Source organism: Streptosporangium sp. NPDC000563, assembly GCF_040299985.1.
In the GTDB taxonomy this organism is placed as follows: domain Bacteria; phylum Actinomycetota; class Actinomycetes; order Streptosporangiales; family Streptosporangiaceae; genus Streptosporangium.
In genome coordinates this window covers 1,346,891-1,372,932 of the sequence record NZ_JBEPDA010000001.1, presented here as the reverse complement: position 1 = coordinate 1,372,932, position 26,042 = coordinate 1,346,891, and the positions used below count along the sequence as shown (strand labels likewise).

22 protein-coding genes are annotated in these 26,042 nt (G+C 71.6%); 12 read left to right on the top strand and 10 right to left on the bottom strand.

Annotation, left to right across the window (positions count from 1 at the left end; all coding sequences use genetic code 11):
* Positions 1–82 precede the first annotated feature (82 nt).
* Genes ABT352_RS06490 through ABT352_RS06470 form a run of 5 tightly spaced genes read right to left on the bottom strand, consistent with a single transcriptional unit; the run spans position 83 to position 5,427 of the window.
* Positions 83–520, bottom strand: coding sequence for a Zn-ribbon domain-containing OB-fold protein (locus ABT352_RS06490; protein WP_350942968.1), 438 nt, complete (start codon positions 518–520; stop codon positions 83–85).
* Positions 517–1,686, bottom strand: coding sequence for an acetyl-CoA acetyltransferase (locus tag ABT352_RS06485; protein ID WP_350942967.1), 1,170 nt, complete (start codon positions 1,684–1,686; stop codon positions 517–519). The genes ABT352_RS06490 and ABT352_RS06485 overlap by 4 nt, the downstream gene beginning before the upstream one ends.
* Before the next feature lie 27 nt (positions 1,687–1,713).
* On the bottom strand, positions 1,714–2,946 hold the full coding sequence (locus ABT352_RS06480) for an acyl-CoA dehydrogenase family protein (RefSeq protein ID WP_350942966.1): 1,233 nt from the start codon (positions 2,944–2,946) through the stop codon (positions 1,714–1,716).
* Positions 2,943–4,532, bottom strand: a complete 1,590-nt coding sequence (locus ABT352_RS06475; protein ID WP_350942965.1) for a class I adenylate-forming enzyme family protein — start codon at positions 4,530–4,532, stop codon at positions 2,943–2,945. Before ABT352_RS06475 ends, ABT352_RS06480 begins: the two co-directional genes overlap by 4 nt.
* 1 nt (position 4,533) lies before the next feature.
* On the bottom strand, positions 4,534–5,427 hold the full coding sequence (locus ABT352_RS06470) for an SDR family NAD(P)-dependent oxidoreductase (protein WP_350942964.1): 894 nt from the start codon (positions 5,425–5,427) through the stop codon (positions 4,534–4,536).
* Between the two features lie 141 nt (positions 5,428–5,568).
* Here ABT352_RS06470 and ABT352_RS06465 point away from each other — a divergent pair, with 141 nt between their 5' ends.
* The 4 genes from ABT352_RS06465 to ABT352_RS06450 all read left to right on the top strand — a co-directional run bounded on the left by ABT352_RS06465 (position 5,569) and on the right by ABT352_RS06450 (position 9,699).
* The gene (locus tag ABT352_RS06465) at positions 5,569–6,720 is read left to right on the top strand and encodes an acyl-CoA dehydrogenase family protein (RefSeq protein ID WP_350942963.1); all 1,152 of its coding nucleotides are present in this window, start codon (positions 5,569–5,571) and stop codon (positions 6,718–6,720) included.
* Entirely contained in the window at positions 6,717–7,196 is a 480-nt protein-coding gene (locus ABT352_RS06460) for a flavin reductase family protein (RefSeq protein WP_350942961.1), read from the top strand. The genes ABT352_RS06465 and ABT352_RS06460 overlap by 4 nt, the downstream gene beginning before the upstream one ends.
* A gap of 35 nt (positions 7,197–7,231) precedes the next feature.
* The gene (locus ABT352_RS06455) at positions 7,232–8,413 is read left to right on the top strand and encodes an alpha/beta hydrolase family protein (protein ID WP_350942960.1); all 1,182 of its coding nucleotides are present in this window, start codon (positions 7,232–7,234) and stop codon (positions 8,411–8,413) included.
* Between the two features lie 137 nt (positions 8,414–8,550).
* On the top strand, positions 8,551–9,699 hold the full coding sequence (locus tag ABT352_RS06450) for an amidohydrolase family protein (protein WP_350942959.1): 1,149 nt from the start codon (positions 8,551–8,553) through the stop codon (positions 9,697–9,699).
* Positions 9,700–9,952: 253 nt separating this feature from the next.
* Here the strand turns inward: ABT352_RS06450 and ABT352_RS06445 are convergent, their stop codons facing one another.
* Complete coding sequence (locus ABT352_RS06445; RefSeq protein ID WP_350942957.1) at positions 9,953–12,949, bottom strand: ATP-binding protein; 2,997 nt, start codon at positions 12,947–12,949, stop codon at positions 9,953–9,955.
* Positions 12,950–13,340: 391 nt separating this feature from the next.
* On the opposite strand from ABT352_RS06445, the gene ABT352_RS06440 reads away from it, so the two are divergent.
* The 3 genes from ABT352_RS06440 (at position 13,341) to ABT352_RS06430 (ending at position 17,472) form a co-directional block, all read left to right on the top strand.
* The gene (locus tag ABT352_RS06440; RefSeq protein ID WP_350942956.1) at positions 13,341–14,474 is read left to right on the top strand and encodes an alpha/beta hydrolase family protein; all 1,134 of its coding nucleotides are present in this window, start codon (positions 13,341–13,343) and stop codon (positions 14,472–14,474) included.
* Positions 14,475–14,539: 65 nt separating this feature from the next.
* On the top strand, positions 14,540–15,517 hold the full coding sequence (locus ABT352_RS06435) for a cyclase family protein (RefSeq protein ID WP_350942954.1): 978 nt from the start codon (positions 14,540–14,542) through the stop codon (positions 15,515–15,517).
* Positions 15,514–17,472: an AMP-binding protein gene (locus ABT352_RS06430; protein ID WP_350942952.1), complete on the top strand. Its 1,959-nt coding sequence runs from the start codon at positions 15,514–15,516 to the stop codon at positions 17,470–17,472. The genes ABT352_RS06435 and ABT352_RS06430 overlap by 4 nt, the downstream gene beginning before the upstream one ends.
* A gap of 252 nt (positions 17,473–17,724) precedes the next feature.
* On the opposite strand, the gene ABT352_RS06425 is transcribed toward ABT352_RS06430, so the two are convergent.
* Genes ABT352_RS06425 through ABT352_RS06415 form a run of 3 tightly spaced genes read right to left on the bottom strand, consistent with a single transcriptional unit; the run spans position 17,725 to position 20,652 of the window.
* Positions 17,725–18,663, bottom strand: a complete 939-nt coding sequence (locus ABT352_RS06425) for an NAD-dependent epimerase/dehydratase family protein (protein ID WP_350942950.1) — start codon at positions 18,661–18,663, stop codon at positions 17,725–17,727.
* A 52-nt stretch (positions 18,664–18,715) separates the two neighbouring features.
* Entirely contained in the window at positions 18,716–19,564 is an 849-nt protein-coding gene (locus ABT352_RS06420) for an SDR family NAD(P)-dependent oxidoreductase (protein ID WP_350942948.1), read from the bottom strand.
* A gap of 44 nt (positions 19,565–19,608) precedes the next feature.
* Positions 19,609–20,652, bottom strand: a complete 1,044-nt coding sequence (locus tag ABT352_RS06415) for an alpha/beta hydrolase (protein ID WP_350942947.1) — start codon at positions 20,650–20,652, stop codon at positions 19,609–19,611.
* Positions 20,653–20,816: 164 nt separating this feature from the next.
* Here ABT352_RS06415 and ABT352_RS06410 point away from each other — a divergent pair, with 164 nt between their 5' ends.
* A complete protein-coding gene (locus ABT352_RS06410; protein ID WP_350942945.1) occupies positions 20,817–21,269 on the top strand; it encodes a PPOX class F420-dependent oxidoreductase in 453 nt (150 codons plus the stop codon).
* 40 nt (positions 21,270–21,309) lie between these two features.
* On the opposite strand, the gene ABT352_RS06405 is transcribed toward ABT352_RS06410, so the two are convergent.
* Positions 21,310–22,254: an LLM class flavin-dependent oxidoreductase gene (locus ABT352_RS06405; protein ID WP_350942943.1), complete on the bottom strand. Its 945-nt coding sequence runs from the start codon at positions 22,252–22,254 to the stop codon at positions 21,310–21,312.
* Positions 22,255–22,408: 154 nt separating this feature from the next.
* Here ABT352_RS06405 and ABT352_RS06400 point away from each other — a divergent pair, with 154 nt between their 5' ends.
* The 4 genes from ABT352_RS06400 to ABT352_RS06385 all read left to right on the top strand — a co-directional run bounded on the left by ABT352_RS06400 (position 22,409) and on the right by ABT352_RS06385 (position 25,911).
* The gene (locus ABT352_RS06400; protein ID WP_350942942.1) at positions 22,409–22,879 is read left to right on the top strand and encodes an FAS1-like dehydratase domain-containing protein; all 471 of its coding nucleotides are present in this window, start codon (positions 22,409–22,411) and stop codon (positions 22,877–22,879) included.
* The gene (locus tag ABT352_RS06395) at positions 22,876–23,370 is read left to right on the top strand and encodes a MaoC family dehydratase (protein WP_350942940.1); all 495 of its coding nucleotides are present in this window, start codon (positions 22,876–22,878) and stop codon (positions 23,368–23,370) included. The genes ABT352_RS06400 and ABT352_RS06395 overlap by 4 nt, the downstream gene beginning before the upstream one ends.
* A 41-nt stretch (positions 23,371–23,411) precedes the next feature.
* Complete coding sequence (locus ABT352_RS06390; RefSeq protein ID WP_350942938.1) at positions 23,412–24,401, top strand: aldo/keto reductase; 990 nt, start codon at positions 23,412–23,414, stop codon at positions 24,399–24,401.
* Between the two features lie 325 nt (positions 24,402–24,726).
* Positions 24,727–25,911: an ABC transporter substrate-binding protein gene (locus tag ABT352_RS06385; RefSeq protein ID WP_350942937.1), complete on the top strand. Its 1,185-nt coding sequence runs from the start codon at positions 24,727–24,729 to the stop codon at positions 25,909–25,911.
* The last annotated feature ends 131 nt before the right edge of the window (positions 25,912–26,042 follow it).

Below are 26,042 nucleotides of genomic sequence, written 5' to 3'. Positions count from 1 at the left end.
GAGAAGCGCCCCGCCGCCTCGGGGCGCTTCTCCGTCTGTCCGGCCGGGTCTGCGTCGGCCGGGTCTGTCGCGCGAGCCCGCGTCAGTCCGCGGGGCGCCAGAACGGCAGGGACGCCTCATCGTTCAGCGGGACGAAGTCGACCTCGACCCGCATCCCGATCCGGACCTCGTCCACCTCGCAGCCGATCACGTTGCCCATGATCCGCGGCCCCTCGTCGAGTTCGACCACGGCGACCGCGTACGGGGTCCACTGGTTGAAGGGGAACGCCCCGTTCTGCCGCACCACGGAGAAGGTGTGCACGACGCCCCTGCCCGCGGTGGTCAGCCAGCCGGGCACGGCGCCGCACTCGACGCAGATCTGCCGGGGGTAGAACTGCCGGTGGGAGCATTCGGGGCACTCCTGCACCAGCAGCTCGCCGCGCAGCGTGGCCTCCCAGTACGGCCGGGTGGAGGCGTCGAGCAGCGGTACCGGGCGGCCCTCCATCGGGGGCGCGTCAGCGGGGGTGGTGGCGTTCGTCATGCCTTGTCCTTTCCGAGGATCACGGTGCCCATCGCCGACAGCCAGCCGCCCGAGCCGCACGCCAGGGCGACCTCGGCGCCCTCGACCTGCGCCTCGCCCCCCTCGCCGCGCAGCTGCCTGGTGGCCTCGATGAGCAGGAAGATGCCGCGCATGCCGGGGTGGCAGGAGCTGAGCGCGCCGCCGTCGGTGTTCAGCGGCAGGGCGCCGCCGAGCTGTAGCGCGCCGGAGGCCGCGAACGGGCCTCCCTCGCCCTTCTTGCAGAACCCGAGGTCCTCCAGCATGAGCAGTGCGGTGATGGTGAAGCTGTCGTAGAGCTGCACCGTGTCGACGTCGTCGGGGGTGAGGCCCGCCTGGGCGAAGGCCTCCTTCCCGCTGCGCTCCGCGGCGGTGCGGGTGTAGTCGGGCATCTGGCTGATGTTCCAGTGCGTCTGCGCGGACGCGGCGCCCAGCACGTACACCGGCGGCCGGCGCAGGTCGCGGGCCCGCTCGGCGGTGGTCACGATCACCGCGCCGCCGCCGTCGGAGACCACGCAGCAGTCCAGCAGGTGCAGCGGGTCGGCGATCATGCGGGAGTTGACCACGTCCTCGACCGTCATCGGCTTGCGGTACTGCGCGTTCGGGTTGAGCGCGGCGTGCGTGCGGCAGGCCACCGCGATCGCGGCCAGCTGCTCGGAGGTGGTGCCGTACTCGTGCATGTGCCGCTGCGCGGCCATCGCGTAGGCGCCGATCAGCGAGTTGCCCCAGGGCGACTCGAACTGCAGGACGCCGGGGACCGCCTCGCCGGGCTTCTTGGCGCCGAAGCCGGGGTTGGTGCCCGACCTGGTGTACAGGTCGGAGCCGTAGACGATGAGCACGTTGTCGCACAGGCCGGCCCGGATCGCGGCGGCCGCGTGCTGGACGTGCAGCTCGAAGCTGGAGCCGCCGACGGCGGTGCCGTCGAAGTAGCGCGGGTTGATGCCCAGGATCTCGGCCATGGTGCCGGCGTTGTCGGGCTGCGCGAAGTCCCCCTGGGCGCACATGAACCCGTCGATCTCGCTCTTGGCGAGGCCGCAGTCGGCGAGTGCCCGCTGCGTGGCGAGCACGTGGTGTCCGACCGCGTCGAGATGCGGGGCCTTGGGGTAGTCGCTCAGGCCGATCCCGGCGATGACTGGCGTGCGGTCAACCATGGGTGTGGTCTCTCCTCGTGAGGGTGGTCAGCGGTTGGGAGCCGGCTCGCGCGGGAGGCCGAGGATGCGCTCGGCCATGATGTTGCGCATGATCTCGTCGGTGCCTCCGGCGAGGCGCAGGGACGGCGCGCTCAGCATGAGCTCGGCCCAGACGTAGGTGCCCCACTCGCCGGTGTCGGCGGTCATGCGGGCTCCGAGGACGCGGCCGGCGAGCGCGCCGATGGCGCGTACGTTCTCCGAGTCCATCAGCTTGATGATCGAGGCTTCGGCGCCGGGTTCGCCCCCCGCGGCGCGGGCGGCGGCGCGCGCGGCGGTCCACCGGATGATGTCGCGCCGGATCGCGATCCGCGCGAACTCCGACCGGATGCCGGTGTCGCCTTCGAGGCCGAAGTGCCGGATCAGGCCGAGCAGGCGCTCGACCGGGTCGGAGGCGGGCGGGGAGGTCCGGTAGCCCATGGACGCCCGCTCGTTGCCGAGCGTGGTCATCGCCACCTTCCAGCCGTCGCCGGGCTTGCCGAGGACGTGGCTGTCGGGGACGAACACGTCGTCCACGAACACCTCGTTGAACGCCTCACCGCCGGTCATCTGGCGCAGCGGGCGGATCTCCACGCCGGGGTCGTGCATGTCGATCATCAGCATGGTGAGGCCGCCGTGCTTGGAAGCCTCGGGGTCGGTGCGGACCAGCATCTCGCCGATGTCGCTGTAGTGGGCGCCGGACGTCCACACCTTCTGCCCGCTCACCCGCCAGCCGTCGCCGTCGCGGACCCCTCGGCTGCGGACCCCGGCCAGGTCGGAGCCGGCCTCGGGCTCGGAGAAGAGCTGGCAGGCGAGCAGGTCGGCCCGGTACAGCGCGCGGAGGTATCGCTCCTTCACCTCCGGGGTGCCCCAGGCGAGCAGGGTCGGCGCGACGATGTGGTGGCCGACGACGAAGCACGCCTCGGAGGGCAGCTCGTAGTCGGCGGCCACCTCGTCGAACAGCTCCTGGAAGCGCGCCTCCCGGCCGCCGCCGCCGTACTCGGCAGGGCCGGTGAGCCAGCCGAAGCCGGCGTCGAAGAGTTCGCGGCGGAAGGCCGTGGCGGCCTCCACCATCCGCAGTTCCTCCTCGCGGGTCGGTTCTGCGCCGGAGCTCAGCTCGTCGGAGCCGACGCCCCAGCCTTCCTGCGCCTCGGGGAGCGGCTTGGCGTGCGCGTCGAGGAACGCCCGGACGGCGTCCTGGAACGCGGCCTCGCCGGTGGGTGGGTTTTCTGTCTGGTCGCTCACGCTTGCTCCCGCAGCAGACGGTGAAGCACCTTGCCGCTCGCGTTCTTGGGCAGGGTGCCGGTGTGGATTCTGATCTCGTCGGGCACCTTGTACTTCGCGAGGCGGTCCCTGCAGAAGCCCTGGATGCCCTCGGGTGTGGCCTCGGCCGCGGCCGTCTCGGTGAGGACGACGTGGGCTCGCACGGTCTGGCCCCAGTGCGGGTCGGGGACGCCGACGACGGCGCACTCGACCACGCCGGGGTAGGCGGACAGGACCGTCTCGATCTCGATCGGGTAGACGTTCTCACCACCACGGATGATCATGTCGTCCTTGCGGCCCGCGAGGTACAGGTAGCCCTCCTCGTCGAGGTAGCCGAGGTCGCCGCCCTTGAACCAGCCGTTCACCACCACCTCGGCGGTCTTCTCCGGGCGGCCGTGGTAGCCGCTCATCACCATGTCGCTGCGGGTGACGATCTGGCCGACCTCGCCGGTCGGCACCTCCCGGTCCTCGGCGTCCCAGATCCGCAGGTCGATGTTGTAGCCGGGGCGCCCCACCGAATTCAGCAGGTGCGGGTGCCCGTTCAGCGCGCGCAGGTGGTCCTCGGGGGTGAGCACGCTCTGCATGCCCGCCTCGGTTCCCGCGCCGAAGCCGTTGTAGAAGTCACAGTCCATCACCGCCATCGCCCGCACCAGCAGGTCGGGCGACATCGGCGCGGCACCGTAGAAGACCGACCGCAGCGCGGCGAAGTCGGCCGGGGCGACGTCCGGCTCCCGCAGCAGCGCGCTGATCATGGTCGGTACCAGGAACACGTCGGTGAGGCCCTTGCGGCACCACCTCAGCAGCTCCGCCGGGTCCCACTGCGGAACGATCAGTGACGTCGAGCTTCGCTGGATCGCGTTGAGCACCAGGCTGAGCCCGGCGACGTGGTACAGCGGGGAGGCCGAGTAGCGGAACTCGTCCCGCAGGAAGCGGTACTCCAGGACCGCGTTGGAGACCATCGTCTTCCACATGCGGTGCGACTGCATCACGCCCTTGGGCAGGCCGGTCGTGCCGCTGGTGAAGGCGAGCGCGACCACGTCCTCGTCCTCGACCGCGGCCGGTGTCGGGTCTCCGGCCGCGCCGAGCTCCAGGATCTCCTCCAGCGGGACGGTCCCCTCGATCGCCGTGCCGCGGCCGATCACGTGCGCCAGCTGCGGCAGCTCCGGCCGGGACCGCAGCACGTCGGGCGCGTACCGTTCGCCGACGAAGATCCAGGACGCCTCGGCGGTGCGCAGCAGGGTGGTGATCTCGGCGGGCGACAGCCGGTAGTTCAGCGGCACCGCCACCGCGCCGAGCTTGAACAGGGCGAGGAGGATCTCCACGTACTCCGGCGAGTCGGTGTCCAGGATCGCGACCCGCTCACCCTGCCGCAGGCCCGTCTCCTGCATGCCGCGGGCGAGCCGGTGCACCCGGTCGCGGACCTCGGCGAAGGTGCGTGAGCCTTCCGCGGTGACGAAGCACTCCCGGTTCGGGGAGCGCCGCGCGGCCATGTCGATCCACTCCCCGATCCGGATCCCCGACAGGCGCTGCCCGGTCAGCGGGACCGGGCGGGTGCGCTGCTCGGTCATCTCACTTCCCCAGCATCTCGGCGAGGAGCTCCATCTCGGCCATGCTGTTGCCCGGCACCTGGTAGCCGGTGTCGTCGAAGATCTCGGTCAGGTGGTCGCGGACGTCCTCGGCGCTGAGGGAGTCGTTGACATAGCCGCGGGTCATGCCGACGAACACCCTGGCCACCCGTCCGGCGCCCGCGCTGAGCACCTCGCCGGACAGTTCGCACGAGTCGTGGCACAGGTAGGCGACCACGGACGAGACCAGTGTGGGGTCCATCTTGTCGGCGATCGGGTTCTCGAAGCCCTCGGTCATCCGGGTGAGCGCCACCGGGCCGATCGCGTTCGCCTTGATGTCGTACTTGCGGCCCTCGATCGCGAGGACCTTGATCAGCCCGATCAGGCCCATCTTGGCCGAGGCGTACGACGCCTGGCCGAAATTGCCGTAGAAGCCGGCCGAGGACGAGGTCACCACGACGCGTCCGAAGCCCTGCTCGCGGAAGACCCGCCAGGCCGGGCGGGTGACGTTGAAGGCGCCCTTCAGGTGCACGTCCAGCACCGGGTCCACGTCGTCGGGGCCGGTGTTGTGGAAGGTCTTGTCGCGCAGGATGCCGGCGTTGTTCACCACGACGTCCACCTGCCCGAACGCGGAGAGCGCGGTCTGGATCAGGGCCTCGCCGCCCTCGGGGGTGGCGACGGAGTTGACGTCGGCCACCGCGGTGCCGCCGAGCGCCTCGATCTCCTTCACCACGATCGCCGCCCGGCCGCTCTCGACGCCGTCCCCCGACAGGGACGTGCCCATGTCGTTGACGACGACCCTCGCGCCGCGGCGCCCCAGTTCGAGAGCGTGGGCCCGGCCGAGCCCTCCGCCCGCTCCCGTGACCACGGCGACCCGGCCGTCGAAGCTAAGATCCACGGTGACTTCCTCCTCTGGCTGTGGCCCCATACCGGTGTCGGCTCGGCATCGGTAGGAACGATCGCCCATGGGGAGTTACTGTGGGCGTTACGGCTCTCGCCGCTCATGCCGAGTGCACATCCCCCTTCTAACGTCCTGGCCATGAGCGGACTTCAACAACTGGCCGACGCGACCGCGGCGTTCACCGGCCTCGCCGAGGAGCACGAGGAGTTCCGGGACAGCGTGCGGTCGTTCGTGGAGCAGGTCTCCCCGGAATCACAGGTACGCCGCCTGATGGACACCGAGCCGGGTTACGACCCGCGGGTGTGGCGGCAGATGGCCGAGCAGCTCGGCCTGCAGGGAATCGCGATCCCCGAGCGCTTCGGCGGCTCGGGGGCCTCCTTCCTCGAACTGGGCGTGGTGCTCGAGGAGACGGGCCGTGCCCTGCTGGGCGGGCCGTTCTTCGCCACCGTGGTGCTCGCCGCCAACGCCCTGCTCCTGTCCGGCGACGAGCGGGCGCAGCAGGACTTCCTGCCGGGGATCGCCGCCGGTGACACGATCGCCTCGGTGGCGATCACCGAGTCGTCCGGGTCCTGGTCGCCCGGCGACATCGCGCTGCGGGCGTCGCACGAGGACGACGTCTGGCGGCTGTCGGGAACCAAATCGTTCGTACTGGACGGGCACACGGCCGATCTGCTGCTGGTCTTCGCCAGAAGCGACGCCGGGCTCTCGCTGTTCGCCGTCTTCGGGGAGGCGTCCCGGCTGACCAGGACGCAGCTGCCGACGATGGACGGGACGCGCCGGCAGGCGGTGCTGGAGTTCGACCGGACCCCGGCCCGGCTGATCGGCGAGGAGGGCGCCGCGGGTCCCGTGCTGGAGCGCCTGCTGGACCTGGCCGCGGTCGGCCTCGCCGCCGAGCAGGTCGGCGGCGCCCAGCGGTGCCTGGAGATGTCGGTCGAGTACGCCAAGGTGCGCACCCAGTTCGGCCGGCTGATCGGCTCCTTCCAGGCGATCAAGCACCGGTGCGCGGACATGCTGACGGCGGTCGAGTCGGCCCGGTCTGCGGCGCACTACGCGATGTACGCGGCCGGGGAGGACCTGCCGGAGCTCCCGGTGGTCGCCGCCCTGGCCAAGTCCTACTGCTCGGAGGCCTACACCATGGTGGCGGGCGAGAACATCCACGTGCACGGGGGCATCGGGTTCACCTGGGAGCACCCGGCACACCTGTACTTCAAGCGGGCGGCGTCCTCGGCGCTGCTGTTCGGCGACCCCGACCATCACCGGGCCAGGTACGCCGACGGGGTGGGACTGTGAGCGCGCAGCCGGTCATCGCGGGCGACGACCTGCGCGGCGTGATGGCCTGCTTCGCCACCGGGGTGGTCGTGGTGACCGCCTCGGGGACGGACGGCCCGGTGGGGATGGCGGTGAACTCGTTCGTCTCGGTGTCGCTGGACCCGCCGCTGGTGCTGTTCTGCGCGGCGCGCACCTCGACCACCTGGCCGGCGATCCAGGCCGCCGGGCACTTCTGCGCCAACGTGCTCACGGCCGACCAGGAAGGGCTGGCCAGGCAGTTCGCCCGCCGCGGCGACCGGTTCGCGGGCGTGCCGCACAGCCCGGGCAGGACCGGCGCCCCCGTGCTGAGGGACGTGCACGCGCACGTGGAGTGCACGATCGTCGAAACCTACGAGGCCGGCGACCACACCCTGGTGCTCGGCCGGGTGCTGGAGCTCGCCGCCGACGACGAGGCCGCGCCGCTGCTCTTCTACCGCAGCGCCTACCGGCTGTTCTGACCACGATCCCGATGGACTCGACGAAGGAGTGACAAGTGGTTGCCGCGATCCGCAATGCCGAGTGGTGCGCCTGGTTCCCCGAGGACTACCGGTGGTCGTACAACGTGATGCTGGTGTTCGCCGTGGTGCCGACCGGCGGTGCCGAGGTCGGTGAGATCGACCGGGTCTGCCGGCGGCTCGCCGGTCACGTGGGCGACGACGAGCGCTGGTTCCGCGAGTGGGGCGCGATGGGCGACCACGTCCGGGGCCTCGCGGAGAAGGCCGAGGCGCGGGGCGACCGCCGCGCGGCCCTCGCGCACTACCGCCGGGCCACCAGCTACTACTTCGCCGCCGAACGGTTCCGTTTCCCCAAGGACTCCGAGGCACTGACCTCCTACCGGGCGATGACGGACTGCTTCCGGCGCGCCGCCGAACTGGACGACCGGTACACGATCGAGCACGTGGAGATCCCGTACGAGGACACCGCGCTGCCCGCGATCTTCATCTCCGCAGCCTCCTCACCCGACGACCGGCGGCCCGCGGTGCTGTTCATGAGCGGGTTCGACGGCAACAAGGAGCACAACTGGTTCCTCGGCGCCGAGGACCTGATCGCCCGCGGCGTCTCGGTGCTGTCGCTGGACAGTCCCGGCGTCGGCGAGGCCGTCCGCTTCCGCGGCATTCCGCTGCGGCACGACTACGAGGTGGCCGGCGGCGCGGCGATCGACTGGCTGGAGGGCCGCTCGGACGTGGACGCCGACCGGATCGGCGTGATGGCGCTCAGCCTGGGCGGCTACTACGCCTCGCGTTGCGCCAGCATGGAGCCCCGGTTCAAGGCCTGCGTCGCCTGGGGCGCGATCTGGGACTACCACCGGATCTGGCGCGAGCGGATCGAGGCGGCGTACGCCAAGCAGCTGCCGGTCCCCGGTGAGCACCTGGTCTGGTCCACCGGGACCTCCTCCAACACCGAGGCGTTGCGGCTGCTGGAGGACTTCCGGCTGGCCGACGTGGTGCCCCGGATGACGTGCCCGTTCCTGCTCGCGCACGGCGAGGACGACCAGCAGGTGCCGGTGTCGGACGCCCACCTGCTGTACGACGCCTGCGGCTCCGCGGACAAGACACTGCGGATCTTCACCAACGAGGAGGGGGCCGCGCAGCACTGCCACATGGACAACCTGTCGATCGCGGTGCCCGAGATCAACGGCTGGCTCGCCGACCGGCTCGGCGCCTCCGCCGGATAACGGCCCTGCGAAGGCGCAGGTTCGGATAACGACCGGCTTAACGGCGGGCGGCCTAGCGTGCTCCTGTCGGAGAGCGGTCGCTCCACCCACGATTCACCACGACCGCCGTGCCCGGCACGACCCATCTGGAGATTTCGATGACCACTGGTAAGCCCCGCCCGCTCATCTCGGTCGACTCCCACGTCGTGGAGCCGAAGGACCTCTGGCTCAAGCGGCTGCCGCAGCGCTTCCAGCACCAGGCACCCCAGGTCCAGTCCACCGACAAGGGCGACTTCTTCATCGTGCCCAACACCGGGATGTCGCCCAAGCCGGTCGGCACCGAGGGCGCCATGATCAACACAAAGATCAACAGTGTGATCACCAAGCCCACCGGCTACCGCTTCGAGGACCAGCGGCCCGGCGCGTACGACCCGGTCGCCCGGCTGGAGGACCAGGACAGTCAGGGCATCCTCGCCGAGATCGTCTACCCGGGCTGGCTGATCGTGCACAGCATCCCCGACTTCGAGCTCAAGGTCGCGTGCGTGCGCGCGTACAACGACTGGCTGTTCGAGGAGTTCTGCTCGCACGACCCCGACCGGCTGATCGGCGCGGTCGCGCTCCCGGTCGGCCCCGGCCCCGTCGAGCCCGCGATCGAGGAGGCCAGGCGCTGGGCCGGGCGCGGCGCCAAGACCTTCCTGCTCCCGCAGGCGGTCCCCGGCATGGCCTGGGGCGACGACCACTGGGAGCCGCTGTGGTCGGTCCTGGAGGAGATCGGGCTGCCCGTCGGGTTCCACCAGGCCGCCGGTCAGGTGGCCATGTTCAACGACAAGACCACCCCCGGCGTGTTCTGGACCACCGCCGTCGGCAACAAGATCAGCCTGGGCTGGGTGTTCATGCAGCTGGTCTACGGCGCGGTCCCCGAACGCCACCCGAACCTGCGGTTCATCCTGGTCGAGGGCGGCATCGGCTGGATCGCCTTCCAGCTCAACACCATGGACCACCTGTTCAACGACCACCACCGCTGGACGATCCCCGAGCTGGCGATGAAGCCCAGCGACTACTTCAACCGCAACTTCTGGGCCACCTTCGAGGACGACCGTCCGGGCATCCTCACCCTGCCCATGCTGGACGAGAAGCGGCTGATGTGGGCCGGGGACTATCCGCACACCGAGGGCAACTTCCCCTACTCGCAGGAGCAGGTCGCGCACGACTTCCAGGGCATCGACGAGTCGGTGGTCTCCGCGATCACCCACGACAACGCGATCGACCTGTTCGGCCTCTCGCTGCCGAGGCTCGTCAAGGCCTGACGGTGGTGCCCCGGGCCGTCAGGCCCTGACGGTGCCCCTGTTCGTCAGGCCCTGACGGCGCTCCTCGCTCCGTCAATGCCTGACGGTCTCCGGCCCTCGACGGCTCTCGACGGCTCTCCATGCCCGACGGGCTCCCGGCCCGTCGAGGTCCGACGGGCGCGTCCGGATCCGGCGGCGGTCGTGACGACCGCCGCCGGACCGCTTCCCCGGCCCGCGTCCACGGCCCGGGCGACGGGCTCGGAAGGCCGCGGGGTCAGCTCCCGCGCAGCTCGCTGACGAGCTGCCGGGTCGTCGGCGTCGGCCCCACTCCGAGCTCGGCCAGGGCCTTGGTGAGCCGCTGGAACTCGGCCAGCACCGCGTGCGGCGCGCCCAGCGCCCCCTCCACCTGCATCCGTACGCAGTAGGCGGACTCGCAGAACGGGTCCCGGTTGATCGCGAACGAGGCCGCCCGCCTGGCACGCTCCAGGTAGCCGAGCGACAGCGCCACCTCGGCGGCGTCGACCGCCGCGTTGACGATCATCACCTCCAGCTCGTGCCGGCGTTCCTCGGCCCACTCCAGCTCGCTCTCCGGCAGGTAGGGCCCCTCGACCAGTTCCAGCGTCGACTCGATCCGCTCCAGCCGCTCCGCGCCGCGCAGCCCGTACGCGTCCTTGATCATCCGTTCGAAGCGCAGGTCGGTGCTGTCCACGTACAGGCCGTCGGCCCAGCGGACGTGGCTCTGCGAGGTCCTGGCGAGGTTCACCCCGGTCGCCTGGCGCAGCTTGTGCACCACCTGGCGGAAGTAGTTGCCGCCTCGGCGCGGGTCGGCGTCGGGGAAGAGCCGTTCCTGCAACCGGTGCCGCTCCACGCCCTCGGGGTGCAGCGTGAGGTAGGCGGCCAGCTCCAGCACCTTGGTCCGGCGCGAGCAGCGGGGCACGCCGTCCACGATCAGGTCGAGCACCGGGCCGTGCGTGTGCACGTCGACGACGATCACCCGCTCGGAGGCCGCGACCGGCTGGCGCTTGCGCGCCTCCGGCGGCTGGTGGCCGACCAGCTGACGCCAGCGGGTGCCGCCGGCGTCGTTCTCGATCTGGCGGCGCAGCACCCCCGGCACGTCGTTCAGCGCGTTCTTCAGGACGAACAGGCAGCCGATCGCGTTCGCGGTCTCGTAGGCGAGCTCGACCGAGGCCGACGCCGCCTCGGCGTTGCCCAGTCTGGCCTCGGCCTCGGCCAGGTAGGTGGCGGCGAAGGGCAGCATCAGGGTGCGGCCCGCCGCCCGCATCGCCTCGGTCGCGCTGCGCAGCACCCGCGCGGCGTCCTCCGGCCGGTCGATCCGCAGGTAGGCCAGGCCCTGGAAGGTCTGGCCCCACTCGGCGTAGCAGCGGTTGCCGCTCGCGGCCGAGCGGCTGATCGCGTCGGCCAGGGTCATCCGGGCGTCGTCCACCCTGCCCAGGGTGAGCTGCAGGACGCCGACCACGACCTCGAAGCAGGGCTCCCAGCCGAACCGGGTCCTGCGGCTGTGCTCGACCGCCGACTCGGCGGCCCACAGCGCCTTCTCCGTCTGCCCCTCGGCCCACAGCAGCCACGCCTCGTGGAAGAACCACAGGTCGGTGTGCGCGCCGAACTTGATCGTCTCGGGAACCTCGTCCAGCAGCTCGCGGGCGAGCGCCAGTTCGCCGCGCCAGACCAGGGCGAGCAGCGGGTGCGGGGTGCGGAAGAACGAGCGCGGCGGCCAGTCGCCCTCCTCGGGCAGCATCCGCAGCAGCTGGTCCAGCCGCCCCTGCACCAGCAGCCCCCAGGAGTACACGCGCTCGCTGTCCACCCAGTCCCTGCCGGGCGGGGAGGCGACCGGCTCGCGGCCCGCCACCGCCTCCAGTTCGTAACGGACCGCCTCGGCCCTGAAGTCGCCCTCGTAGTTGCGGATCAGCTCAAGCGCCTGGGCCGGGCGCCACTGCATGGCGTATCCGACGAACGCGACCGCGCCGGGGTCGGACTTGGCCACGTCGCCGAGCATGCCCTCCTGGTGCAGTCTGCCGATCAGCGCCTGCGCCTCGGGGATGCGCCGCACCCCGTACAGCGCGCGCAGCAGGGCGCCGAGCAGGATCGGCCGGGACTCGACCACCTGGATGCCGAACGTCTCCAGCCAGCGCAGCAGGACCCGCCAGTCGGCGCGGGCGGACAGCGCGGCGACGGCGTTCTCGGCCACGTCCGCGGCCTTCTCCACCTCCCCGGCCTCCAGGTAGGTCTCGACCGCGTCCTCGTGCATCCCGGTCTCCTCCAGGAGCCGGGCGTAGCGGCTCTGCAGGCCGGGCAGCTCGCCGGGCAGCCGCGCCTGCAGCTGCTCGCGCAGGTACTGGCGGAACCGGGGGTGGTAGACGAGCGCGCGGTCGGCCTTGGTCGCCGGCAGGTGCCGCGAGCCGAGTGACTGCCACAGCCGGTAGCCGTCCTCGCCGCAGAGGGCGACCGCGGCCCGCGCGGTGACGATGGCCGGGATCGAGGTGCGGAGCAGGAAGTCCTGCTCCTCCTGCGGGAGGCGGGCCAGGATCTCCCTGGAGACGAAGCCGGCCAGCGCGTCCGGCCCGTTCTCGGACTTGAGGCCGGGGACGATGTCGAAGGCGACGGCGGCGATCCAGCCCTTGGTGGCCTCCATCAGCGGCGCCGGGTCCCGCCCGTCCTGACCGTGCGCGGCGAGCAGCGTGCGGGCCTCCTCCATGTCGAGGGCGAGGTCCTCGCCGCTCATCCTGGCGATCCTGCCCTGCATCATCATCCGGCCGATCGGGCCGCTCAGGTCCTCGCGGCTCAGGATGACCGTACGGACACCCGGCGGCAGGTAGTCGAGGAAGATGCCGAGCACGGCGAGCGCCTCGTCCGCGTCCACCAGCCACTCGCAGTCGTCCAGGACGAGCAGCAGGGAGGTGTCGGCGACGCTCTCGGCGAGCATCGCGGCCACCTCGGTCGTCGGGAAGCCCTCCGCCAGGGCGGACTCCACCGTCCTGGGTGCCTCGGGATTCAGGCCGGACAGCGCCTCGGCCAGGTAGACCATCAGCCGGGACGGGCTGCGGTCGCCGGCGTCGAGGGTGAGCCAGGCCAGCGGCCAGCCGAGTCGCGTGGCGAACATCCGGGTCTGCACGGTCTTGCCCGAGCCGGCCGCAGCGAAGATCACAATCGTCTCGTGAGACACCAGGAAGGCGGCGAACTGTTCGTCCAGCCGGTCCCTGGTGATCGTCCCACGCGGCAGTCCAGGGGGTTGGACCTTGTGACTCAAGATCATGCCAGCCTCAGTTCACCAGAACGTAGCTTCGCGGCAACTTCACCGAAACCCCCGTCGAGTGAAGCCGCACTTCAATCAAGTGCTATGGCAATACTTATGTCAAGAGTGTTGCCGTTTTTAATACCCTTTTCGACACATTGTGGGCTTTATTGATCACTGCGATCTAAGTAACAGATAGTGAGGATCGCCGCCGGCTTCCAACGGTCTCCGCCTGTCGATGCCGCGGTCCCCGCCTGTCGATGCTGCGCCGCAGGGCGTCACCTCGGCCATCACCCGGGCCACCCCCGTGACGACCCCCGATCCGGCCCCGGGCCCATAACGGCGGTGGTAACGCCGGGTGGGGTGAGGTGACCGTAGCGCCACCCTTCCCGTACGCGAACGGAGCCCTTCGGTGTTCTACTACTTCCCGGACAACTACATGTGGTCCTCGGCCTTCAACCTCGCCCTGATGGCGGGCGGCTCGCTCGGCGAGATGAACCGGTGGCTGTCGCCGCTGCGCGAGGGCGAGCCCGACAACGAGGCCTGGGGCAAGGCGTGGGCGGGGATGGCCGAGCAGCAGGAGACGCAGGCCGCGGAGGACCTCTCCGCCGGGCTGCGCCGCAGCGCCGGCCTCCGCTACCTGCGCGCCTCGGTCTACCACGCCAGCGGCGAGCGGCAGATCCCCCCGGGCCCCGAGAAGAGCGCGAGCTACCAGGCATCGCTGGACGCCTTCGAGAAGGCGATCGAGCTGGTGCCGCTGAACGTGGAGCGGATCGAGGTGGACTCGCCCGACGGCGTACTGCCCGGCTACCTCATCCCGGCCAGGACCGCCGAACCCGCCCCGGTCGTGATCTTCTACGGCGGCTTCGACGTCACCAAGGAGTTCCTCTACGGCTTCATCGAGGAGGAGTTCGTCCCCCGGGGCATCAGCTGCCTGGTGATGGACAGCCCCGGCGTGGGCGAGCCGCTGCGGCTGCGCGACGTACCCTCGCGCCCCGACTACGAGGTGCCGACCGCTGCCGTGATCGACTACCTGGAGACCCGCTCCGACGTGGACGCGAGCCGGATCGGCGTGATGGGGATCAGCCTCGGCGGCTACTACGCGCCGCGGTCGACCGCGTTCGAGCCCAGGATCAAGGCGTGCGCCGCCTGGGGCGGCATCTGGGACTGGGGCGCCACCTGGGAGAAGCGCTGGGCGACCCGGTCCAAGACCGTGTCCGTGCCGTGGTTCCAGCTGCCCTGGGTGATGGGTACCGACACCATGGAGGCCGGCCTGGAACGCGTCAGGCAGTGGACGCTGGTGGACGTACTCCCCAAGATCACCCAACCGCTGCTCATCGTGCACGGCGAGAACGACCGCCAGGTCGCGGTCGAGGACGCGCACAAGGCCTACGCGGCGGCCGGTTCCACGGACAAGACGCTGCGGATCTTCACCGTCGCCGAGGGCGGCGCCGAGCACTGCCAGACCGACGAGCCCGACCCGGCCCGCCAGCTGATCGCCGACTGGTTCGGCCGGCGCTTCGGCACCCTGCCCGCGCAGGACTGACCCGCCGCCGTCCACGGGTTCACGAGGGTTTCGTGAGGGTTTCGTGAGAATGAGGAGACATCGGGATGAGCACTGACACCGGCGGCGGGTCCGCACGCAAGGTGACGCTCGACGACGTGCACGCGCTGTGCGACCGGTACCGGAACTGGGGCAGGTGGGGCCCGGACGACCAGCTCGGCACACTCAACCACATCGAGCCGGAGATGGTCGTCGCCGCGGCGGGACTGGTCCGGCAAGGCAAGATCATCTCCTGTGCGCTGCCCTACGACGGCAACGGCCCCCAGAACGGCTGGGGCGGACGGGTCAACCCGCTGCACTTCATGCTGCAGGACGGCGGCGACGCGGCCATCGGCGCACAGGACCACATGGCCCGGCTGAGGTACGCCGACGACGCGATCTACATGCCCCTGCAGTCGGGCACCCAGTGGGACGCGCTGTCGCACGTGTTCTACGACGGCAAGATGTACAACGGCTACGGGCAGGAGCACGTCTCCAGCACCGGGGCGGAGAAGAACGCGATCCACCTGATGACCGAGAAGGTCGTCGGGCGCGGCGTGCTGCTGGACATCCCCCGCCACCGCGGCGTGCCCTGGCTGGAGCCGGGGCAGGGGATCGACAGCGCCGAACTGGCCGCGTGCGCCGAGTCCCAGGGGGTCGCCGTCGGTCGCGGTGACTTCGTGCTGGTCAGGACCGGCCACATGGCGATGTGCCGCGAACAGGGCGCCTGGGGCGGATACGCCGCGGGCGACGCCCCCGGCCTCACCCTGGACTCGGCGCACTGGATCTGCGGGAACGAGATCGCCGGGGTCGCGACCGACACCTGGGGCATGGAGGTGCGGCCGAACGAACTGGAGGAGATCTTCCAGCCGGTGCACATCGTGCTGCTGGTCAACGCGGGACTGCTGATCGGCGAGATCTTCGACCTGGAGAAGCTCGCCGAGGACTGCGCGGACGACGGCGTGTACGAGTTCATGTTCGCCGCGGGGCCGCTCCCGTTCACCAAGGCGGTCGGCTCGCCGCTCAACCCGATGGCGATCAAATGAACATCGACGAACTCGACCGGCTCCCGGTCGCCTGGGAGCCCGACCCCGCCGACTTCCCCGCCACCCCGCTGGGACGGATGGCGGCCAGGCACGGAATCGCCACCTTCGAGGAGGTGGCGGCCCGCGCCGCCGCCGACCCCGAGTGGTTCTGGGGCGCCGCCGCCGACGACGTGCTGCGCTGGCGGCGACCGTACGACACGGTGCTCGACCTGTCGGACGGCCCGCAGTTCCCGCACTTCTTCAAGGGCGGCGGGCTCAACTGGGCCGACTACGCGGTGGACCGGTGGGTCGAGGAGAACCGCGGCGACGACGAGGCGATCGTCTGGGAGGGCGACGACGGCTCGGTCCGCACCGTCACCTACCGCGAACTGAAGGAGCGCATCGACCGGGCCGCGGGCGCGTTCACCGCGCGCGGCGTCGGCGTGGGCGACGTGGTCGCGCTGTACCTGCCGATGGTGCCCGAGGCCGTGGTGGTCGTGCTCGCCGCCGCCAAGATCGGCGCCGTCGTGGCACCGTTCTTCAGCGGCTTCGGCCCCACCCCGGTGCGCGAACGACTGCTGGACTCCGGCGCCAAGCTGATGGTCACCGCGGACGGCTTCGAGCGCCGAGGCAGGCTCGTCCCGATGAAGGAGACCTTCGACGAGGCCGCCGAGGGCCTGTCGGAGCTGCGCACCGTGCTGGTGGTGCGCCGGCTGGGCCGGGACGCCCCGATGACCGCGGGCCGCGACGAATGGTGGGACGAGGCGCTCGCCGCGGCCGAGCCCGTCGCGGAGACCCCGGTCCTGGACGCCGAGACCCCCTGCATCCTGCTGTACTCCTCGGGCAGCACCGGCCGGCCCAAGGGCTGCCTGCACACCCACTCCGGCCTGCCGTTCAAGTTCGCGCAGGAGGCGAGACACGGGTACGGCATGGACAGGGGCGACCGGCTGCTGTGGCTCACCGACATGGGCTGGGTGATGGGCGTCTACACGATCACCGCCGCCCTCACCAACGGCGCCACCGCCGTGCTGTACGAGGGCACCGCCGACCACCCCACGCCCGACCGGCTCTGGTCGCTGGTCGAGCGGCACCGGGTGACGGTGCTGGGCGTCTCCCCCACCCTGGTCAGGATCCTGGCCGGCCTGGGCGACCGGTGGCCGGACGCGCACGACCTGCCCGACCTGCGGGCGATCTGCAGCACCGGCGAGCCGTGGAACCTGGAGCCGTGGTGGTGGTGCTTCCGCCACGTGGGCAAGGGGCGGACACCGATCGTCAACATGAGCGGCGGCACCGAGTGCGGCGCGTCCATCGTGAGCGGCTCGGTGCACCGGCCGATCAAACCCGCCGGGTTCTCCGGCCCCACCCTGGGCATGGCGGCCGACGTGTTCGACCCCGACGGGCGCTCGGTCCGGGGCGAGGTGGGCGAACTGGTCGTGCGTGGCCCGTGGCCGGGCATCACCAAGGGCTTGTGGGACGGCCCCGAGCGGTATCTGCGGACGTACTGGAGCCGCTACCCGGGCACCTGGCAGCAGGGCGACTTCGCCTATGTCGACGCCGACGGGCACTGGTTCCTGCTGGGCCGCTCCGACGACACCATCATGCTGGCGGGCAAGCGGGTCGGCCCCGCCGAGATCGAGTCGCTGCTCGTCGACGACCCCGAGGTGGTCGAGGCGGCGGCGGTCGGCGTCCCCGACGAGCTGAAGGGCGAGGCGCTGGTCTGCTTCGTCGTACTCGCGGAAGGCGCCGACCCGGCCCTGGTCCTGCCCAGGCTGGAGGCGTCGGTGGTGGCGAGGGAGGGCAAGGCGACCCGGCCCAAGGCGGTGCACGCGGTGCACGCGCTGCCGAAGACGCGCAACGGGAAGGTGATGCGGCGGGTGGCGCGGGCGGTCTACATCGGGGCCGACCCGGGCGACGTGACCGCGCTGGAGAGCCCGGAGCCGCTCGCCTCGCTGCCACGGCAGGCGAGCACCGCCTGACCCACGCACGCCGACGGCGCCCCCGCGACTCGCGGGGGCGCCGTCGGCGTTGCGGTGATCCATCCGGCTCATCCGGCTCATCGCGCCGAGGCGCCCGGCCGGTCACGAGTACTCCGTCGACGACGCTGCCGTCGACGTCACGCGTGCGGAAACGCCCCGACCGGTCACGGGTGCGCCGTTCGCGACCCGCGGTCGCCCGTCATGCCGGAAGGCGCCCCGGCCGGTCAGCCGGGGCGCCGTGGTCACGGCCGGTCAGCCGGCCGGGGCGAGGAGGGCGCGCTTCTCCGCCACGATCTCGGCGAGGGCCTCCTCCAGCGGCCAGCGCGTCTCGTAGCCGTAGTCCCGCCGGAAGTACGTGTCGTCGAAGTTCATCGGCCAGCGGTGGTCGGCGTCGGCGGGCTCGATCCTGGCGCCGGGGATCAACCCGCGCGCGATCTCCGCCATCTCCCCGACACTGCGGTAGTCGCCGCGCACGTGGTAGGCGTTGTGCAGAGGCTCGGGCCCCTGGCTCGCCCGGACGAACGCGTCGGCCGTGTCGTGGATGTACACCATGTTCATCATCGACCCGGAGTGGAACGCGGGCCGGCCCGTCTCACCGGCCAGCGGCTTGGTGACCAGCTCGTCGATCAGTCGGCGGGCGGTGCCGATCAGGCAGGCGGCGCCGTAGGCCAGGCCGATCCTGATCGAGGTGTTCATCACGCCCAGCGAGCTCCGGTAGTACTCGCCCATCGTCTCGCCGAAGACCTTGCTGCCCTCGTACACGTCGCCGGCGTGGATCCTGGCGTCCTCGGTGATCGGCTCCCCCGCGCCGTACTCGGCCGGGTCGAACAGGGCGGCGCTGCTCGCCAGCACCGTGCGCTCCACGCCGAGCAGCCTGGCCGCCTCCAGCACGTTGTAGGTGCCGACGATGTTCGACTGGATGCACTGCCCGCGCTGCGCCGCCGACCGGTCGTGCAACTCGGCGGCGAGGTGGATGATCCGGTCCGCCCGGTGCGTGCTGACCAGGTCGGCGACGAGCGCGAAGTCGGTGACGTCCCCCTCGACGAAGGTGAGCGCGTCCGGGGCGCCGGACGGCTCGGCCGCCCACTCGGGCCGCCGGTCGAGCGCGACGACCCGGTGGCCGTCGCGCAGCAGCCGGTCGACGACGTACGAGCCGATGAACCCGGTCGCGCCGGTGACCAGATAGGTCATCGTGATTACTCCTGACTTTCAAGGGATTGAGGAAGTGCGGGGAGAGGGTGCCTCACGTGGCGCTCGGGCGGTATCCGGCGTCGACCTGGAGCGCGGCGCCGGTGACCGAGCGGGCGTCGTCCGAGGCCAGGTAGGCGAAGGCCGCCGCGACCTCCTGCGGATCGATCATTCGGCCGAGCGCCGTCCTGGCCGCGTACCTCGCCTCCAGGCCGTCGTCCGCCGCGCCCGCCGCCGCGAAGATCGCGGTCTTCGCCGGACCCGGCACGACCGCGTTGACCCGCACCCCGTCGGGGCCGTACGCGAGGGCGAGCGAACGGGTCAGGTGCACCACGGCCGCCTTGGCCAGCCCGTACGCCGGGGCGCCGGGGGTGGGCCACAGCGCCGCCGCCGAGGCCGTGTTCAGGATGACGCCGCCGCCGCGCGGCCGCATGGTCGCGAGAGCCGCGCGGCAGCCGTACCAGACCCCGGCCACGCAGATCCGCCACAGGCGCTCGAAGTCCTCGTCCGCGCCGTCGGCGTCGATCGGACCGCCGGCGATGACGCCGGCGTTGTTCACCGCGATGTCGCACCGGCCGAAACGGTCCACGGCCGCCGTGAAGGCGGCCTCCACCTGCTCGGCGCTGCCGACGTCGGTGCGCTGGAACACCACCCGCTCTCCCGAGGGGTCGATCTCGGCGGCGACGGCGGCGGCCGACTCGGCGAGGTCGGCGAGCACCACCGAGGCGCCCTCGGCGAAGAAGCGCTCGACCGTGGCGCGTCCGATGCCCGAGCCGCCGCCGGTGACCACGGCCGTACGACCGTCCAGCCGCCCGCTCACGGCGCCGGTCACAGGGCCGGTCGCTGGGCCGGTCGCGGTGCCGGTCACAGGGCCGGTCGCGGAGCCTGCCATGGGGCCGGTCACGGAGCCTGCCATGGGGCCGGTCACGGAGCCTGCCATGGGGCCGGTCACGACGCACCGCCCGACGGGCGCAGGTGCTTGTCCAGGAAGGCCCCGGCGATCTCGGCTGTGGTGTCCGTCAGCGGTCCCATCGGCCCGCCGTGGCCGCCCTCCGGCGGCAGGTGCAGCTCCTTCGGCTCCCCGGCCCGTGCGTACACGGCCCGGGAGTGGTCGGCGGAGATCACCGTGTCGTCGACCGGAGTGATCAGGCACAGCGCGCGCGGCGCGATGGCGGGCGCGAGGCTCTCCGGCGAGAAGTCCAGCGCCAGCCGGACGTTCTCCAGTGGGTATCCCTCGGGGTAGACCGACTGGATGAACGCGGCCTCGGCGTCGAGGGCCGGGCTCGGCGGCAGCGGCATCAACACCGACAGCGGCACCCGCTCCCCCACCCCGGTACGCGCACCCTCCGCGCCGCCCTCCCCGGGCCCGGTACGCGCACCCTCCGCGCCGTCCCCTCCGGACCCGGTACGCGCACCTTTCGCGCCGTCCCCTCCGGACCCGTTGCGCGCCCGCTCCGCGTCGTCGCGATCCAGCCGCGCCAGCAGCGCGGGCAGGTCCGCCCCGTGCAGCTCCTCCAGCCAGCGCCGCCCGTCGGCGAGCGGGACCAGCGAGAGGCACGCCTTCAGCCGCTCGTCGGCGGCCGCGGCGGCGACCGCGATCGCCCCGCCGAAGCTGGCGCCCATCACGCCCAGCGCCGAGCCGTCGATCTCCGGCCGTCCGGCCAGGTAGGTCGCGGCGGCGGAGACGTCGCGTACCTGCTCGGCCGGGTCGCAACGCAGCCGGACACCCTCGCTGTCGCCGAAACCGCGGTGGTCGATGGCGAGGACGGCGTACCCGCGCTGGGCGAGCCGCCCGGCGAGCGGCAGCACGCGGAAGTTCACCGCGCCGCTCCAGCCGTGGCTCGCGACGAGGGCCGGTACCGCCCCGGCCCGCTCCCTCGGCGTCACCAGGACGCCGCGCAACCGCAGGCCGTCGCTCCGGAAGTGGACGATCTCGGCGTCGACCTCGGGGCCGCCGGAGAGGTTGAGCTGGATGCCGTCGTCTGCCGACACGATCACGTGGCAGGACCCCCGTTCGGATGGTTCCGGTACTCGGCTGGTTCCGGTACTCGGCGCCACGTAACGCGACCCCCCATTACCCGCCGCGTTACGCCGTGCGCGGGTGCGACCGGGTGCTCTCGACCCGGTGTAGTGAGGGCGGGAGAAAGGAGCCCGGCATGGGCAAGGGACCGCTGCCGATCGAGGCGGACGAACTGTACGACTACCTGCTGACGCGCAAGAGCCTGCACCTGGCCACGCTGAACCCCGACGGCTCGCCGCACCTGGCCACGATGTGGTTCGGCCTGATCGACCATGACATCGTGATGTGGACCCAGCGGAGCTCGGTGAAGGCGCGCAACCTGCGGAACGACCCTCGGATCACCTGCCTGGTGGAGTCCGGCGACGACTACTCCGAGCTGAAGGGCCTGACCGTGTCGGGCCGGGTGGACCTCGTCGAGGACGACGAGTCCATGCTGCGCATCGGCGAGGCGATCATCTCGCGCAACTACCCCGAGCCCGGCAGGCCCGACTACCGGAAGATGGCGCTGTCGGGCCTGCGGGTCGGCATCGTGGTCCGCCCCGAGCACTGGTCGAGCTGGGACTTCGCCCGAACGGCGAAGCAGCGCTAGGACCGCTCGGGCGGCCGAGGTCGCCCGAGCGCGAAGCCACTCAGCCCCTCGGGGCCGGGGCCGTCGCGAGGGCGGGCAGCAACTCGCCGAGTACGGCGGCCCCGTGCCGGTCCGACTCGTCGAGCGGGTGCAGGATCAGGTCGGTGACACCCAGCCCGCCCAGTTCGGCCAGTTGCTCGGCACAGGACTCGACGTCCCCGTAGACGGTGGCCTCCCTGCCGTGCTCGGGGCTTCCGTAGAAGGCGGAGAACCAGGCGTCGACCGTCCGCTCGGCCCGGGAGCGCCGCGGTTCGACGAGCAGGTACACCCGCTTGGCCACGGCCAAGGTCTCCCTGGCCCGCCCCTCCTCGGCGAGGACCTCGTCCAGCCGGACGGCCAGCTCGGCGAACCGCGCGGTGGGCTGCCGTCCGGCCGCGACCCAGCCCGATCCGAGCCGCGCCGCCCGGCGCAGCGCGGGGACCGACCCGCCGCCGACCCAGAGCGGGGGCGGCGCGACCGGGCGCGGGCTGATCCCGACCCCGGTGAAGGGCCAGATCGGGCCTTCGTGGTCGATCTCGTCCTCGGTCCAGAGCCGGCGCACCGCGACGAGGAACTCGTCCAGCACCGCCCCGGGCCCCCAGTCGTCCAGTCGCAGCGAGGGGAACAGCCGGCGGTCGCCGCTGCCGACCCCGACGACCAACCGGCCGTCACCGCCGAGCCGGTCGAGGCTCGCCAGTTCCTTGGCCGCGGTGATCGGGTTGCGCCCGGGGGCGACCAGCACCGCGACCCCCAGCCGCACCCGTGAGGTGTGCGCCGCGGCGAAGCCGAGCATGCCGACCGGCTCCGGCGTCGGCGTCCGGCCCGCGAGCTGGTCCAGGGTCCACAGCGCGTCGACCGGCGAGGCGTCGGCCTCGCGCAGCCAGGTCGCGATCTCCTTGGGGGCGGTGCCGGCGGCGAAGCGCAGCGGCAGGTTGAGCCCGATCCGCGGTCGTGCAACGGCGGACACTCGTGCCTCCTCGGCGACGGCGTCTCGCCGTCGCGAAACGGTGGCGGCCAGCGTGTCCGGGCGCACGTTACCCCCGACGTTACGAACCGCGTCCGTAACTTCGGGGTGAACGGCGGCAGACAAAGATCACAATCACCGAGCAGGAGGGACAAGCATGGCAGTCGAACGGTTCCCGGTCGAGGGGGGCCACATCATGATGTTCGCGCGGGCCATAGGCGACCTCGACCCCGCCTACCACGGCGCGATGACCGGTACTCCCGCGATCGCCCCGCCGACCTTCGTCTGGGCGGCCGACCACTACGACCCCGACAGCGCGGTCCGCCCGAAGCCGGGCGAGCCGTGGGTCGGGTCGGGGAGCACGCCGTCGGGGACCGGCGGCCCCGAGTCGGCCGACCTCGGCCTGCACGCCGAGCAGCGGTTCGAGTATCACCGGCCTGTGCGCGAGGGCGACGTGCTGAGCGCGGTGGACCGCCCCGGCCGTACCTGGACCAAGGAGGGCCGGCGCGGCGGTGCGCTCACCTTCGCCGAGCGGGTCACCGAGTACCGCGACCAGAACGGCGAACCGGTCGTCACCTCGACCCTGGTGACGGTGCGGACCGCCCGTCCGGTCGGAGCGGGCGAATGAGCGCCGTCCCCCCCGCCGCGAACAGCGCGGCAGACGGCGCGGCGAACAGCGCGGTGGACCTCACGCTGGACGTCGCGGTGGGCCAGACCAGGGAGCTGACGCTGGTCAGGGACCTCACCCGGACCAGGATCGTCCAGTACGCGGGCGCGTCCGGCGACTTCAACCCGGTGCACACCGACGAGCGGTTCGCGGTGGAGGCCGCCGGTTACCCGTCGGTGTTCGCGCACGGCATGCTCACGATGGGGATGGCCGGCCGGGTGATCACCGAGTGGTTCGGTCCCGAGTCGCCGCTCCGGTACGAGGCACGGTTCCGCACCCCGGTCTTCCCCGGCGCGACACTGACCGCGCGGGCCGAGGTCGAGTCGGTGGACGGCTCGGCGGGAACGGCCACGGTCACGCTCGCCGTGACCGACCAGCACGGCGCGGTCGTGATGACGGGCACCGCCGTGGTACGCACATCCGCCGGTGGCGCCGGCTTCGAGGACAAGTGACGGCCGCCGCACCGCGCGCCGACGAAGGAGAGGAAACCGTCATGCCTGATGGGAACGAACTGATCGGCCGCGTCGGCTTCGGAAGCGGCACGATGATCGCGCAGGGGTACGGCGCGGTGGACGAGGAGTCCGCCCGGGGCGCCGTCGACGCCGCGTACACGGCCGGGGTGCGGTTCTTCGACACCGCGCACTTCTACGGCTCGGGCCGGTCGGAGGCGATCGTCGGCGAGATGCTGGAGGGCCGGCGCGAGGAGGTCCGGCTGTGCACCAAGGGAGGCGTGCGCTACAGCGACCCGACGAACCTGCTCACCCTGGTCTGCGACTCCTCCTACGACGCGCTGCGCCGGTTCATGGACGAGTCGCTGACCCGGCTGCGCACCGACCAGGTCGATGTGTACCTGCTGCACCAGTTCGACCCGGCGCTCACCCCCGAGCAGCAGATGGAGAACCTGCAGCGGCTCAAGGACGAGGGCCTCGTCCGCGACGTCGGCTTCTGCAACTTCGGCGCCGAGGCGAGCCGGCGGGCCCTCGCCACCGGCATCCCGTCCGCGGTCGAGTACAGCTTCAGCCTGCTCGACCACCGCTACCTGACCGAGCTGTCGGACGCCGGGGCGCGCGGCGGGCTGCGCGTCACCTACGGCTCGTACGTGCACGGTCTGCTGTCGGAGGACTTCCGCCCCGACCACGAGTTCGAGCCGGAGGACTGGCGCGGCCGCAGCCGGCGCGAGGGCCGCTCGGGGACGTCGGGCAACGTGTTCTTCGCCGGGGACGCCTTCGCCGCCAACGTCGCGATCGCCGGGCGGCTGCGGGAGCTGGCCGGGTCGCTGGGCCTCTCGCTGGCCGCGTTCACCCTCGCCCTGACCGTGCGGGAACCGTACTCGGACATCGCGCTGTTCGGCTGCCGCAACGCGTCCGAGGTGGCGGACGGGCTGAGCGGCCTCGCGGTGGAGCTCGACGAGGAGGTGCTCGCCCGGGTGGCGGAGATCCTGTCGGCCGCCGACCGGCCCACCGAGAACCTGCTGGGTCGGTGAATCGGCCGATCCGCCCCGATTCGACCACTGCCGTCCGCGAATCGGCCAGGTCCGTCCCTGATCAACCGTTGCCGTTCGCGAATTGGCCAGGTCCGTCCTGAATCGCCGGTCGCCGTCCCCGAGTTCGTCGTGAATCGGCCGTCGCCGTCCGCGAATCGGCCAGGTCTGTCCTGATTCGACCGTTGCCGTCTGTGACCCCGCGACTCCGCCCGCCCAACGTAACGCGCACGTTAACGAGACCTCCGCAGTATCTGGTCCTGCCGGCGCTTCGCCGTCACGTCCCAGGTGGCTCCCCGCAGCGGAGCCGGCGATATGAGAGGTTCACATGCGAAAGAGCAAACTCGGAATAGCTGTTCTCGGGATAGCCATGCTGGCGACGGCGTGCGGCTCCGGCGGTGACGAGGGAAGCACCGCGCAGTCGGGCGGCCTGCCCGCCACCATCAAGATCGGTGTTCCGCTGGACGTCAGCGGCGCCGCGGGCATCGCCGGTGTGGGGACCAGCGAGCGCGACGGCGTACGACTCGCGACCAAGGAGATCAACGACACCGGTTTCCTGGGCAGCTCGAAGATCGAGCTGGTGGAGATCGACACGAAGGCGGACAAGCAGGAGGCCGTGCAGGCGGTGCTCAAGCTCGCCTCCGACCAGGTCGACGCGGTCGTCGGCTTCACCCTCACCCCGTCGTTCCTCGCCGCGGGACCGCAGCTGCAGCAGAACGGCATCCCGACCATGGCGGTCGGCCTCTCCTCGGGCGGCGTCACCGAGATCGGCGACTACATGTTCCGTCTCTATCCCGACATGGCCAACGTGATGCCCCCGGCCGACAAGGAGTTCGCCGCCGCGTTCGGCGACCTCAAGACCGCGGCGTACCTGTACCAGAGCGACTCCGAGGCGGCCAAGAACGTCATCGGCAAGCGCCAGGAGGCACTGGAGCAGGCCGGTCTCCAGACCCTGGGCACCGAGACCTTCGTCGGCACCGACACCGACGTGCGCGCCCAGCTGACCAAGCTCAAGCAGCTGAACCCCGACGTGCTGGTCACCATGCCGCTGCCCGGCATGATGAGCACGATCTACCTGCAGCTCGACGAGATCGGCTTCGACAAGCAGGTGTTCATGGCGCCGGACGTCAGCGACGCCACCATGGAGCAGGCCGGCGAGGCCATGCAGTGCTTCGTGTACGTGACGGCCTGGAACGGCCAGAGCAGTGAGGGCAACAACAGCCACTTCCTGGATTACTGGAAGCAGAACGGCGCGCAGCGCTCCGCCACCGTCTTCGAGGCGGCCGGTTACGCGTCGCTGTGGTCGATGGCGCACGCCTTCAAGAACGCCGGCAGCAACGACAAGAAGGCCGTCCGGGACGCGCTGGCGGCCCTGAGCGACCTCGACACCCCGTTCGGCAAGATCGGCTTCACCCAGAACCGGGCCGCCGACGTCAAGGGCACCAAGCTCCAGATCGTGGACAGCAAGATCACCCTGTTCGACGAGCAGAAGTCCCCCGGCTGCAAGGCCTGACCCGCGCCACCCGCCCTGACGCCCCGACCGACCCGACCGCCCAGACCGATCCGCCGCCCCGGCACGCCGCACCACGGTGTGCCGGGGCGTCGTCGTCGGCGGGTGCCCCCACCACCCATCGCCCCCGCCGC